The organism is Bradyrhizobium nitroreducens, from assembly GCF_002776695.1.
GTDB lineage: Bacteria > Pseudomonadota > Alphaproteobacteria > Rhizobiales > Xanthobacteraceae > Bradyrhizobium > Bradyrhizobium nitroreducens.
Window position 1 is genome coordinate 4,661,383 of sequence record NZ_LFJC01000003.1, and the last position, 12,846, is coordinate 4,674,228.

A 12,846-nucleotide genomic window follows, 5' to 3' on the forward strand; every position below is an offset into this window, starting at 1 on the left:
TGTAGCACTTTGGCCCAGAGGCGGCCGCAGGCAGAACAGACGCGTCAGGAATGAATCCGCGCAATCGCTGTTGGCACTACACCTGCATCCGCTGCGACAAAGAGGCTGACGAAGCGTTAGGCAATTCCGGCGAGAGAGAGTTGGGGGTGGCGAGAGACATGTGCGCCGCCCTTTCCGTGTCGAGAGCTGCCGAAGCGAGAGCGTCGGGCAACAGGTTCATGTGAATTCACGCAAGGCGCGGCGACGCCTCGCATGAAGCGCGTTTAGGAGCAATGGATGGCCACCAAGGCAAAGACGCTGCAGGCGAAGGACAAGGAAAAAGACGACAAGGCAGCGGATGCTCCGGAGAAGGATTCCCAGGACGCGCCCTCGCCCTTGCTCGATCTGTCCGACGCGGCCGTGAAGAAGATGATCAAGCAGGCCAAGAAGCGCGGCTTCGTGACCTTCGATCAGCTCAACGAAGTCTTGCCGTCCGACCAGACCTCGCCCGAACAGATCGAGGACATCATGTCGATGCTCTCGGACATGGGCATCAACGTCACCGAAGCCGACGATAGCGAAGGCGAGGAGGAGAAGGACGAGGGCGAGGACGAGACCGACAACGAGCTCGTCGAGGTCACCCAGAAGGCCGTCACCGAGGTCAAGAAGAGCGAGCCGGGCGAGCGCACCGACGATCCCGTGCGCATGTATCTGCGCGAGATGGGCACGGTCGAGCTCTTGTCCCGCGAAGGCGAAATCGCGATCGCCAAGCGCATCGAGGCCGGCCGCGAGGCGATGATCGCGGGCCTCTGCGAAAGCCCGCTGACCTTCCAGGCCATCATCATCTGGCGCGACGAGCTCAACGAAGGCAAGATCTTCCTTCGCGACATCATCGATCTCGAAGCCACCTATGCCGGCCCCGACGCCAAGGGCGGCATGAACAATGCGATGATCGCAGGTCCCACCGGCGAGAACGGTGAAGCCTCCGCCGAGGGTGGCCAGCCTGCCGCTGCCGCCGGCGCGCCCGCGCATGTCGCCCCGCCCGCGGCGCCTCCGGCGCCGACCCCGTTCCGCGCGGCGCCCGCCGGTGGCGAAGCCGAGAAGGATCCCGCCGAGTCCGCGGCCGAAGCCGACATGGACGAGGACGACGAGTTCGAGAACCAGATGTCGCTTGCGGCGATCGAGGCCGAGCTCAAGCCGAAGGTCGTCGAGATCTTCGACAAGATCGCCGAGAGCTACAAGAAGCTGCGCAAGCTGCAAGAGCAGGACATCCAGAACCAGCTCGAGAGCACCTCGCACGGTCCCTCGCTGTCGCCGCACCAGGAGCGCAAGTACCGCAAGCTCAAGGACGAGATCATCGTCGAGGTGAAGTCGCTGCGCCTCAACCAGGCGCGTATCGATTCACTGGTCGAGCAGCTCTACGACATCAACAAGCGCCTCGTCTCGCATGAGGGCCGCCTGATGCGCCTCGCCGACAGCCACGGCGTCGCGCGCGAGGATTTCCTGCGCAACTACACCGGCTCGGAGCTCGATCCGCGCTGGCTCAACCGTGTCTCGAAGCTGTCCGCCAAGGGCTGGAAGAACTTCGTCCACCACGAGAAGGACCGCATCAAGGACCTCCGTCACGAGGTGCATCAGCTCGCGGCGCTGACGGGCCTCGAGATCATCGAGTTCCGCAAGATCGTGCACTCCGTGCAGAAGGGCGAGCGCGAAGCCCGCCAGGCCAAGAAGGAGATGGTGGAAGCCAACCTCCGTCTCGTGATCTCGATCGCGAAGAAGTACACCAACCGCGGCCTGCAGTTCCTCGACCTGATCCAGGAAGGCAACATCGGCCTGATGAAGGCGGTCGACAAGTTCGAGTACCGCCGCGGCTACAAGTTCTCGACCTACGCCACGTGGTGGATCCGGCAGGCGATCACGCGCAGCATTGCCGACCAGGCCCGCACCATCCGCATCCCCGTGCACATGATCGAGACGATCAACAAGATCGTGCGCACGTCCCGCCAGATGCTCAACGAGATCGGCCGCGAACCCACTCCTGAGGAGTTGGCCGAAAAGCTCGGCATGCCGCTGGAGAAAGTGCGAAAAGTCCTGAAGATCGCCAAGGAGCCGCTGTCGCTCGAAACGCCGGTCGGTGACGAAGAGGATTCACACCTCGGCGATTTCATCGAGGACAAGAACGCGATCCTGCCGATCGACGCCGCGATCCAGTCGAACCTGCGCGAGACCACCACGCGCGTGCTCGCCTCGCTCACCCCGCGCGAAGAACGCGTGCTCCGCATGCGCTTCGGCATCGGCATGAACACCGACCACACGCTGGAAGAAGTCGGCCAGCAGTTCAGCGTGACGCGCGAGCGTATCCGTCAGATCGAGGCGAAGGCGCTGCGGAAGCTGAAGCATCCGTCAAGGAGCCGGAAGCTGCGGTCGTTCCTCGACAACTGAGCGCAAATACCAATCCAGAGCAAAACGGCGGGCCGAAAGCCCGCCGTTTTTGTTTCGATCCCGTTCTCTCCGTCATTGCGAGCGCAGCGGAGCAATCCAGTCCGTCTCAGCGGAGGGATTCTGGGATTGCTTAGCTGCGCTCGCAATGACGGGCTGAGAGGCTTGCGTCCCCACGCAAGCAGCCGTTGCTTCATAGGCAGGCTGTTCCCGCCACATTGCTTGGTCTGCTCAAACCTTGCATGAAAACGTCATGCTTTGACCGCGGTCCACCGCCATATCTCGACCGTGTTTCATGCCTCCGATCAATCACCTCTGCCCGAAGCGTCTGCACCCGGCGTCACGCCGCCGAGCGCCGCCGCGATCTGGCCGCCCCTGCGTCGCTTCATCGTCGGCGAACGGCGGCTCGGTCGCTTCATGGCCCGCCGCCGAGCGACGGCGTTTGCCTATGAATTCCTTCGCTTCGGTATCAAGCAGGGCTGGGCCTGTCTGTTCGGCGGCATCGCGGTTGCGCTGATGATCGCGACCTGGCGCTACTATCCGGCAGCAGCGCCGCTGGCCCGATACGACTTCCTGTTTCTCTGCATGATCGTGGTCCAGATCATGCTGCTCGCGACGCGGCTGGAGACGCTGGACGAGGCGAAAATCATCCTGATCTATCACGTCGTCGGCACGGCGATGGAGATCTTCAAAACGTCGGTCGGCTCCTGGATCTACCCCGACCCGAGCTTCTTCAGGATCGCCGGCGTGCCGCTGTTCACCGGCTTCATGTATTCATGCATCGGCAGCTATCTCTGCCGCGTGTGGCGCCTATTCGATTTCCGTTTCGAGCGGCATCCACCGCGCTGGGCGCTGGTGGCGCTGAGCGTGGCAATCTACGTCAACTTCTTCAGCCATCACTATGTGCCGGACCTGCGTCTCGTTCTGTTCGGCGCAGCCGCGCTGTTGTTCGCGCGCACGACGGTCTATTTCAGGGTCTGGAACGATGACCGTTCGATGCCGCTGCTGCTCGGACTTATGCTGGTGACGGCGTTCATCTGGTTCGCCGAGAATATCGGCACCTTCACGCGGACATGGCTCTATCCGTCCCAGCAGCACGGTTGGGCGATGGTCTCGCCCGCCAAGTCCGGTTCGTGGTTCCTGCTGCTGATCATCAGCTACACGCTGGTGAGCCTGATCAACAAACCGCGGGTTCGGAGTGGGCCGAGCAAGACGGCTCCGGCCATGCCCGCGTTGGCGGCGGTGGCCCCTACTTCTTCTTCGCCCCGACCCGCTCGAGCCGCTTGATCTCCAGCGCCGGGCGGCCGCCCTTTTCGGCGATCTCGCGGTCCTGCTCCATGATGAAGTTGCGCGCGGGTTCGTCGCCGTCGAGGCCGCCGAGCAGCTCGGAGGGGACGCGGCGGTTGGAGCGTTGGGAATCGTCCTCATAGACGACGTTGAAGAAGGCAAATTCGCCTTTGGGATTGGTTCCGGGTTTCTTGGCCATGGCCGGCTTTTCGTCGATTGGAGCGCCGCAGTCAAATGACTTTGGCAGCGATCGACCTTGGCTGCGGCCCCCGACGGGGCATGGTGCGGCTGGTTGAACGGGCTGCGGGGCGGCTGCCAGGCGTTGATGCCGTCTGCTGGGTTCCTTCGCTGAAGACCCTGCCTCAATAAACGGCGGGCTCGGAGCCCGCCGTTTATTTTGGTCTTCAGTGTCGCCCGGGGCTGGCGGGGCGACAACCTAAAATAGAAGGTTATAGAAAGCGCCCTGCGATGGCAAGGCAAATCGAGGCGTGCTGGTGTCGCAGCGAGCGCAGCAGATATGCGCTGGTTGCGATATCCGGTACTCGCGCATGTCGAAGCAATTGTTTGGATTATCGAACCACTTTGTTCATCTTCGCGAGGCCCGCGCAACGCAGTGCGTGACGTGCGTCGCGTCGGAGGGCGCACCAGCCTGCATATCTTCCCGCCTGCGTGCAGATACTGTGATCCCCTGGGCGCGAGGCGGCTCCACCGTCGCCGCGCATGTCTCAATGCGTGCGCGTGCGCTGCGCCACTTCCTGCATAGCGAGTCGCGATCCGTGTCCGCCGCCTTTGCCGTCGTCCTCCTTGCGCCCCTGCGCCATGATCGCGCTGCCCATCGCGGCCGAGCCAAAGGTGATGAGAAAGGACGCTAGCAGCAGTGCGAGCGCGATGCCGGGCGACGAGTCGGCGAAGATCAATTCGCGCAGATGTCCGGGATTGAGCCAGAGCAGGCCGCCGACGAGAATTGTCGCCGCGCAGGCGCCGATCGCAAGGTTGATGGCGAGCAGGCGAAACAGGGGAATGCGGAGCAGGGCGCTAGTTGGCCTGTTCTGATGGTCGGGCATGGCCGGTTGCCTCGGACTTTGTCGAGCCCGGATGACGGAGGGAATGGATGTCTGTCATCCATCTCATGTCATCCGTGCGGCGATATTGACCCGCATCAAACCCGGACGCAATGTTTCATGGCGCGACCAGCTCCACCCGCCGGTTGAGTGCGCGCCCCGCATCCGTAGCGTTGGACCCGACCGGCGCCAGCAATCCGACGCCGGCGGTGCGCAGGCGTGTCGGCACGATCCGAAAACTCTTCGCCAGCTCGGCTGCGACCGCTTCCGCGCGGCGCTTCGACAGATCGAGATTGTATTCATAGGCGCCCTGGCTGTCGGTGTGGCCGACGATGAAGACGCTCAGCTGCGGCTGGCTCGCGAGCAGTTTTGCGATCTGCTCCAGTGTCGGGCGGCTTTCCGGTTTCAGCACCGCCTTGTCGGTGTCGAAATAGATGCCGTAGAGTGCGATGTGGCCGGTCTCCCCGAGGCCCTTCGCCATCGCGGCGGCGTCGACCATCTTGTTCGCGATGGCCCCGACCTCGGCGACGGTGACCTGCGCGGTGACGTCCTGGTTGTTCTGGCTGACGATGACGCTGGCATAGGTCTCGCGTCCGCCCTCGACCTTGCGGCCGGCGACATAGCGGTAGTTGAAACCATCGACCCACATCTGCGGCATTGGCAGCGCGTCGATGCTCTCGGTGAAGGGAATACCGCCGCAGGCGTCGGTGTCGCAGGCCAGCAAGGTCTCGAAGCCGGCCTTGGCAAGCTGCGTCTCGAAATTGCGCGACACCTCCAGGATCGAGGGCCCGGGATTGGTGCGATAGGCGATGCGGATGATGCGGCCTTCGAGCCGCCGCGCATCGGTCGGCTGGCCGTCCCTGAAGCTCGCCGCCTGCATCCGCGCCGCGTCGAAATCCTTCACGACATAGCCGGTGACGACGCTGCCGGCGAACCGGCCGATGCCGGGATAGTCGCGCGCGCCCGCCACGTCGCGCGTCTGCGCGGAGGCGGGAACTGCGTGCAGGGAGAGCAGGACGGCAAGGACAAGCATTCCCGGGATGTTTTGCGGCGCGGACATCGGCACTCTCTGTCGGTTGCGGGAGGGATGGGACGCAAGACATTAGTCTCGCGCGCCGCCCTGCCGGTTCTAACCGGCGCATCCTTCTCGAGCCGATCGTTCCGAAATTCGCTGCTGCCGACTTACGCCGCCGGAGCGGCGCGCCCGGCCGCCTCGCGCTGCTGCGCCGCTTGCTGGCGTTCCATCATGGTCTGCCACAGTGTTGCGATGCTGGCTTGCGTCTGCGGCGCGATCAGGCAGTGGCCTTCATTGTCGAAGCCGCAGAACCGAACGGAGGGGTCCTTCTTCACCTCCGTCAGCGCCTGGTTGATCATCTCCAGGCACGTGATGACCCCGCCGATGTCGGGCAGGCGGGTGTGATGCAAGATATCCATCAGGCGGAACGTCATCACCGCGGGCTGGCCGAAATTGATGCCGGGGCGGCCGAGCTCGAGCAGCACGTTCACGGCCGGAAGCACGCCCCTGATGTGCTCCAGCACGCCGGCGACGTCCTCCACGCTGCAGGCGACGAGGTGGGAGGCCTGGGGAGGGATCGTGACGGGCGCGCGCGGGCTGAGGCCGAGCGAACCGATCACCTCCTGCTCGATCCATTGCCGCACCGCTGCGGGGGCATTGCGGATCTGCTCGGCGGTCAAGGTAATTCCGGTCATGGGTGCCTCTCCTGGGTGGCTCTCTTCGCTTTCAATCTAGAAAGCAGGGCGTGAGACAGTTTGATGCGGATCAAGCCGTGTGCCTTTAAACTTGGTGCTTTGACGCTCGCTGCTTTCCCGGGCATGATCCGCGCGCTGCTTCGCGCCACGATTTTCCTTCAAGGGATTGCTCCACATGCTGAGACTGCTTCTCGCCGCCGCGTCCATCCTGTGTCTGGCCGGCGGGGCGGCGCAGGCCGCGCGCTGCGGCGGCGACTTCAACGCGTTTGTCGCCACCATGGCGCAGGAGGCCCAGGCGGCCGGCGTCTCGGCGAGTGTGACCAATGCGGCGCTCAGCGGCGTGACCCCTGATGGCGCGGTGCTCGCCTTCGACCGGCGCCAGCGCCACACCTTCAACAAGAGCTTCGAGCAGTATGTCTCGACCCGCGTCGGTCCCGGCCGCATCAATGGCGGCCGCGCGCTGCTGCAGCGCCACGCCGCGCTGCTCTCGCGCATCGAGCAGCAGTTCGGCGTGCCGCGCTACATCCTGGTCGCGATCTGGGGCCTGGAGAGCGATTTCGGCAAGGGCGACATCGGCAAGATGCCGGTGGTCCGCACGCTGGCGACGCTGGCGCATGATTGCCGCCGCACCGATCTGTTCCAGGGCGAGCTGCTCGCCGCGCTCAAGATCGTGCAGCGCGGCGACCTGCCGCTGCGCGACCTCATCGGCGCCTTCGCCGGCGAGATCGGCCAGACCCAATTCCTGCCGTCCTCCTACATCAAATACGGCGTCGATTTCGATGGCGACGGCCATGTCGATCTCCGCCACAGCGTCCCCGACGTGCTCGCCTCGACCGCGAACCTGCTCCACACCAATGGCTTCAAGATGGGCCAGCCCTACGGCGAAGGCACCGCCAATTTCGAGGCGATGCGCGAGTGGAACAGGGCGGTGATCTACCGGAAGACGATCGGCTATTTTGCCGACCGGCTGGCGGGGCAGTGAGGGCACCCTCCCCTGGAGGGGGAGGGTGAAGCGCCACGCGCCTACGTCCCCTTCGCCATCCTCTCCAGCTTCCGCTGCAGCGGCGCCCAATACGTTCCCGGGCGAAAACGCTGCAACAGGTCCATGAAGCGGGCGTCGTTGCCGATCAGGATGCGCGGCTCGTTCTTTTCGATACCCTTGATGATGCGCAGCGCGGCGTCTTTCGGCGTGGTCTTCGCCGCGTTCTCGAACCGCTCGATCGACTGCGCGCGGCGGGCATTGTCGGTGACGCCGACGCCGGTGCGGGAGTTGCGCGCGATCGCGGTGGCGACGCCGCCGGGATGCACGACCGACAGTTTCACCGGGCTGCCCGCCACGCTGAGCTCATGCCGCACGCTCTCGGAAAAGCCGCGCACGGCGAATTTCGCCGCGGCATAGGCCGACTGTCCCGGCGGCGCGATGATGCCGAAGATCGAGGAGAGGTTGACGATGTGCGCCTCGCTCCTCGTCTTCAGATGCGGCAGGAAGGCGCGCGTGCCGTGCACCACGCCCCAGAAATTGATGTCGAACAGCCAGTCCATCTGCGCCTGGTCGATCTCCTCGAACGAGCCCATCAGCGCCACGCCGGCATTGTTGACGACGATGCCGAGCGCGGGATGCGCCGAGATTGCTTCGCTCGCGAACTGCGCGATGTCGGCGGCCTCGCCGACGTCGACGCGGTGGACGCTGACCTTGCGCGTCGCGCCGATCTCCGCAGCCAGCGTCTTCAGCCCGGCCTCGTCGCGATCGGCGAGCGCAAGATCGCAGCCGCGCTGCGCAAGCTCGATGGCCAGCGCGCGGCCGATGCCGCTGGCCGCTCCCGTGATGGCGGCGGCGCCGCGAATCGCAGTCATGATGTCCCCCGTCAAGCCCCTGATGCCGGAACTATGCTTTACATTTTTTCAGAATGGAACCGAACCGCAGGCCAATTGGCTCCTTAACATACGTTACGCGAGCAAGCCTTGGGAGCGCTCATGGGACAAGCACAACCATTTCGTGCCACCGCGCTGATCGTCGAGGACGACGTCATGCAGCGGGAGATGCTCAGTCTCCTGCTGGAGGAGAGCGGCTACCAGGTCATCCAGTGCGAAAGCGCCGAGGCCGCCGAACACGTCCTCGACAAGGACGCCGGCGCGCTCTGCCTGCTGCTGACGGACGTCCAGCTCGCCGGCCGCATGACCGGGGTCGAGCTCGCGCATGTCGCCAAGCACCGCAATCCCAGGCTCGACGTCGTCGTCACCTCCGGCCGCCCGTTGCGGCAGCCCTTGCCCGACGGTGCGAAATTCTGGGCCAAGCCCTGGGCGCCGCTCGACGTGCTGCGCGAAGCCGAGATCGCGCAGCTGTCGTGAGACGAAGGCTTCACTTGTTTCCCAGCAGGTCCAAATCAAACCCGTCATCCTGAGGTGCGCGCGCGGCGGCGCGATAGCGCCGTCGCGCAAGCCTCGAAGGATGCACGGCCCCGATGCAGCCGGGCCGTCGCCCTTCGAGGCTCGCCGAAGAGGCGAGCACCTCAGGGTGACGGGTTGACTGCCGTTAGGTGCCAATGGGCCGACCCTGGCTTCCCCGCCGCGATGCCGGGTGATAGCGTCCGCCCATGTCCTGGTCCTTCATGCTTACCTCGCTCATCGTCGTCGCCTCGCCCGGCACCGGCGTGCTGTACACGCTGGCCGCGGCGCTGACGCGCGGCTCGCGCGCAAGCGTCGCCGCCGCCTTCGGCTGCACGCTCGGGATCGTGCCGCACATGGTTGCGGCGATGCTGGGGCTCGCCGCCGTGCTGCACACCAGCGCGCTCGCCTTCGCCGCGCTGAAATGGGGCGGCGTCGCCTATCTGCTCTACATGTCCTGGCAGGCGCTGCGCGAGAGCGGGGCGCTTTCGGTCGAGGGCAACATAAGCGAGCGTTCGAGCGGCCGCGTCATCGTCACCGGCTTTCTGATCAACATCCTCAATCCAAAGCTGTCGATCTTCTTCCTCGCCTTCCTGCCGCAGTTCATCGCCGCGGACGAGCACCATGTGCTGGCGCGCATGCTGGAATTGAGCGGCGCCTTCATGGCGATGACCTTTGCGGTGTTCGTCGTCTACGGCCTCTGCGCCGCCTCGGTGCGCGAGCGCGTCATCTCCCGCCCGCGCGTCATGGCCTGGCTGCGCCGCAGTTTTGCGGCGGGCTTCGCCGCGCTCGGCGCCAAGCTGGCGTTTGCGGAGCGGTAACTTCTCCACCCAATAAAAAAGCGGGCTTCGCGCCCGCCACATCTCGACCCGACGCCCGGGCGGAGCGAGGCTCCACCCGGGCAAAGAACAAGCCTCGTTACTTCTTCTTCGCCTTCTTGGCCTTCTTCGCCTTCTTCTTCGCCGCCTTCTTCGCTTTCTTAGCCATAGGATCCTCTTAAGGGTTAATGGTGGAACGCGACACGAGGGATGCTCGGCGGAGGGCCAGCCTCGCAACATCCTCGATGATGAACTCAGCAGATTCGCAGGCGACTGCCCCGCGCAGTCACATCGCTGTCATCATGTTATCCACAGCTCAGATGCGTTTTCGGGTGATTTTGGTGCGCGAATCCGCATCGCCGCGCCGGCGATGCCCTGCCAGTGACAGACTTAACGATCCGCCAACGACCCCGCGCCGTTCATGAATCCAAAACCAAAGGCGGAACTTTCGAGGCTCGCAGTGAGACTCCATTAAGCGCGTCGCGCGCATGATCGCCCGCAAGAACACGGGGGCGGTATGTACGGACGTTTGCCAAACGAAGAGGGCGGGACCATGCGCGTCCCGCAGTCGCCATGCTGAGCGTGCCGACACTCTGGACCGTCATCGTCATCAACTTCCTGGCGCTGGGCCTGGTGTGGGCCTATGTGGCGCACGCCTATCCCAAGTTCGAGGCGGCGCGGTACTGGACGGCGGCGGCGGTGCTGGCCGCGGCAGGCGCGGCGATCTCGATGCTGCGCGACGTGATGGACCCGCGCTTTCCCCTGATCGGCGGCGGCGGCCTGATGATCTTTTCGTCCTGGCTCGCCTGCATGGGCGTGGCGCGGTTCTATCACCGGCCGGTGTCCTGGCCGGCGGCGATCGCCAATTCGGTGCTTTGCAGCGCCGGCCTTGCCTACTTCCTGGCCGTCTCCGACAACATTGCGATGCGGGTCGTGATCTACTCGCTGGCTCAGTCGACGCCGATCGTGCTGACGCTGCCGCTGCTGCTCGGCCAGCAGAACGGGCGGGAGAACCCCGGCGCACGGCTCGCTGCGATCGTGGGATTTATGCTCCTGTCCATTCACGCCGTCCGCTCCGGCGCGGCGCTGCTCGGTTATGGCGGCGCCATCACGGCGATCAATTTCAACGGCTTGCAGTCGCTGATGATCCTGCTCCTGGTGTTCCTGGCCATGGGCTGGAATTTCGCCTGCCTGCTGATGGCGATCGAGCGGCTGCGCAACGAGGTTGCCGACCTCGCGCTGCTCGACGATCTCACCGGCGTCGCCAACCGGCGCCACCTGCTGCAGCGCCTCACCGAGGAATGCGCGCGCTCCGAGCGCAGCGGCACGCCGTTCTCGCTGCTGGTGATCGATCTCGACGGCTTCAAGATGATCAACGACACCCACGGCCATGCCGCGGGCGACGCCTGCCTGCAGCACTTCACCCTGATGGCGCAGACGCGGCTGCGGCCCGGCGACATGCTCGCCCGCACCGGCGGCGACGAGTTCTGCGTCGTGCTGCCGTCCTCGTCCTTGCGCGAGGCCGCCGCGATCGCCCGCCGCGTGCTCGACGTCTGCCGCCAGGATGCCGAGGCCTGCACCGGCAGCGACATCCCGATCGCGATCTCGATCGGCGTCGCGCAGTGGGATCGCGGCATCGGCGCGTTCCCGGACCGCCTGATGGCCAATGCCGACCACGCCCTCTATGCCGCCAAGAAGAACGGCAAGAACGACTTTGCCGTCTACGATCCGGTGCCGCCGCTGTCGCCCGAGCCGATCGGCAGCGGCGAGACCGCGCGCACATTTGCGTAGGCCCGTGCTACATCAGGGTCCGTGACTGGACCCCGCATGATGATTGCCCGCCTGCTCGCAGCCGCCCTGGCCGCGCTCTTTCTGATCGCCCCTGCCATCGCTGAGGATGCCGAGCTGGCAAAACTCGCGCGCGCCTCCGGCACGCCCGAGATTCCCGGCCTGAAGATCGTCTGGCTGGCGCCATGGGGTGACGTCGCCAATGCAAGGCCCTGGCGCAACGTCATCGTGCACCAGACCGAAGGGCCGGCGGGCTCGGCGCGCGGCGGCGCGCAGGCGCAGGCCAAGACCCCGACGCGGCGCGGCGTCACGGTCTGGGTCGAGACCGACGGCACGGTCTATTGGGCGGTCGCCGAAAACCTGGTGCCGACCCATGGCGACGGCGCCAACCGCAACGACAACAAGTACATCGACAACAGCACGACCTATCGGCAGGTGGTGCGCGACAATTCGATCGGTGTCGAGTTCGCCGGCAATTACCCTGATGTGACGACGGGCCCGACCGCAGCGCAGGTTGCCGCATGGCAGACCCTCGTCAAGGTGCTGCGCGCCCGCTACGGCATCCCGCTCGATCACGTCTATGCGCACAACTGGATCGACTACAAGGACGCGCGCTATTGCGAAGGCTGCTGGCTCGCGACGCTGGCGAAGGTGTGGGGGGAGTGACGGCGTTCGGGCAACCGGCGGCCGAAGCCGCCGGCGCCGGACGGCCGACGTGAGCGCGCCATCCTCCGTTCAGGAGAATGCCTTGGGAAGGTCGGCCGAAGGCTTCGTGACGATCTGATGCGCATCGCGCCAGATCACTTCACGCTGGTGCGACGTGGTGATCGCGCGCACCGGCAGGCCGCCTTCCTCGAGCAGCCAGGCGCAATAGCGCGCGCGGCTGACCGCCTCACGGGCCTGAGGATCGAACCAGCAAATGCCCCAGATCGTCTCGCGCCGCTTGAAGTGCCGCGCGATCCGGCCAGGGATCGGCAGATGTCGCCCGAACCAGGCGAACTGGTCCGATAGCTCGTGCCGAATCCAGTCGGGACAGTTGGTTCGATCGAGATACCAGGACGCACGAAAGAAGCCGCTCTCCACGCGGCTGTGCGGGTGGATGAGCGGTGTAACGAACCGCAAATACATGACGACACGGCGCGACGCTGTTGCGTCACGCCCCTCGTGAATTGAATGAACGGAAGAACAGCCGCGAAGCGGCGTTCAGCTCATGGCCGGCTGCCGGCGACCCGGGGAGGGCGGCGGTCGGAACGTGTCGATCTCAACTTCATGCCGCCTCCCTTGATGAGCGTGAACAAGGCGGCGCACTATTGCGCCGGGGCGCAGCACATACACCAGCCGGACCGCCGCGACAAGCGGGATGACGGGGGCACGCCGAG

The 12,846-nt window shown here is 65.2% G+C and carries 13 protein-coding genes; 7 read left to right on the plus strand and 6 right to left on the minus strand.

All coding sequences use genetic code 11. From position 1 onward, the window contains the following. Positions 1-276: 276 nt before the first annotated feature. Positions 277-2,421, plus strand: a complete 2,145-nt coding sequence (rpoD, locus tag TSA1_RS22495) for an RNA polymerase sigma factor RpoD (RefSeq protein ID WP_097657651.1) — start codon at positions 277-279, stop codon at positions 2,419-2,421. A 255-nt stretch (positions 2,422-2,676) separates the two neighbouring features. Beyond that, entirely contained in the window at positions 2,677-3,705 is a 1,029-nt protein-coding gene (locus TSA1_RS22500; protein ID WP_245448392.1) for a DUF817 domain-containing protein, read from the plus strand. Here the strand turns inward: TSA1_RS22500 and TSA1_RS22505 are convergent. The 4 genes from TSA1_RS22505 to TSA1_RS22520 form a co-directional block, all read right to left on the minus strand. Then, the gene (locus tag TSA1_RS22505) at positions 3,668-3,904 is read right to left on the minus strand and encodes a hypothetical protein (RefSeq protein ID WP_100178238.1); all 237 of its coding nucleotides are present in this window, start codon (positions 3,902-3,904) and stop codon (positions 3,668-3,670) included. The two genes, TSA1_RS22500 and TSA1_RS22505, sit on opposite strands and share 38 nt — an antisense overlap. 526 nt (positions 3,905-4,430) lie before the next feature. Continuing rightward, the gene (locus tag TSA1_RS22510; RefSeq protein ID WP_100178239.1) at positions 4,431-4,769 is read right to left on the minus strand and encodes a hypothetical protein; all 339 of its coding nucleotides are present in this window, start codon (positions 4,767-4,769) and stop codon (positions 4,431-4,433) included. A gap of 115 nt (positions 4,770-4,884) precedes the next feature. Then, positions 4,885-5,826 (minus strand): OmpA family protein, encoded by a 942-nt coding sequence (locus tag TSA1_RS22515; RefSeq protein WP_174719021.1) that lies wholly within the window; start codon positions 5,824-5,826, stop codon positions 4,885-4,887. Positions 5,827-5,948: 122 nt separating this feature from the next. Further along, positions 5,949-6,476 (minus strand): hypothetical protein, encoded by a 528-nt coding sequence (locus TSA1_RS22520; protein ID WP_100178241.1) that lies wholly within the window; start codon positions 6,474-6,476, stop codon positions 5,949-5,951. Between the two features lie 175 nt (positions 6,477-6,651). Between TSA1_RS22520 and TSA1_RS22525 the strand changes: the two genes are divergently transcribed. Then, positions 6,652-7,458: a lytic murein transglycosylase gene (locus TSA1_RS22525; RefSeq protein ID WP_100178242.1), complete on the plus strand. Its 807-nt coding sequence runs from the start codon at positions 6,652-6,654 to the stop codon at positions 7,456-7,458. A 41-nt stretch (positions 7,459-7,499) separates the two neighbouring features. Here the strand turns inward: TSA1_RS22525 and TSA1_RS22530 are convergent, their stop codons facing one another. Continuing rightward, complete coding sequence (locus TSA1_RS22530; protein WP_100178243.1) at positions 7,500-8,330, minus strand: SDR family NAD(P)-dependent oxidoreductase; 831 nt, start codon at positions 8,328-8,330, stop codon at positions 7,500-7,502. A gap of 120 nt (positions 8,331-8,450) precedes the next feature. Here TSA1_RS22530 and TSA1_RS22535 point away from each other — a divergent pair, with 120 nt between their 5' ends. The 4 genes from TSA1_RS22535 to TSA1_RS22550 all read left to right on the plus strand — a co-directional run bounded on the left by TSA1_RS22535 (position 8,451) and on the right by TSA1_RS22550 (position 12,133). Beyond that, on the plus strand, positions 8,451-8,825 hold the full coding sequence (locus TSA1_RS22535; RefSeq protein WP_100178244.1) for a response regulator: 375 nt from the start codon (positions 8,451-8,453) through the stop codon (positions 8,823-8,825). 245 nt (positions 8,826-9,070) lie between these two features. Then, positions 9,071-9,682 (plus strand): LysE family translocator, encoded by a 612-nt coding sequence (locus tag TSA1_RS22540; protein ID WP_100178245.1) that lies wholly within the window; start codon positions 9,071-9,073, stop codon positions 9,680-9,682. 570 nt (positions 9,683-10,252) lie between these two features. Continuing rightward, a complete protein-coding gene (locus TSA1_RS22545; protein WP_100178246.1) occupies positions 10,253-11,470 on the plus strand; it encodes a GGDEF domain-containing protein in 1,218 nt (405 codons plus the stop codon). Between the two features lie 36 nt (positions 11,471-11,506). Continuing rightward, entirely contained in the window at positions 11,507-12,133 is a 627-nt protein-coding gene (locus TSA1_RS22550) for a peptidoglycan recognition protein family protein (protein WP_100178247.1), read from the plus strand. 69 nt (positions 12,134-12,202) lie between these two features. Here TSA1_RS22550 and TSA1_RS22555 read toward each other — a convergent pair whose 3' ends face one another. Further along, complete coding sequence (locus TSA1_RS22555) at positions 12,203-12,595, minus strand: hypothetical protein (RefSeq protein ID WP_100178248.1); 393 nt, start codon at positions 12,593-12,595, stop codon at positions 12,203-12,205. Between the last annotated feature and the right edge of the window lie 251 nt (positions 12,596-12,846).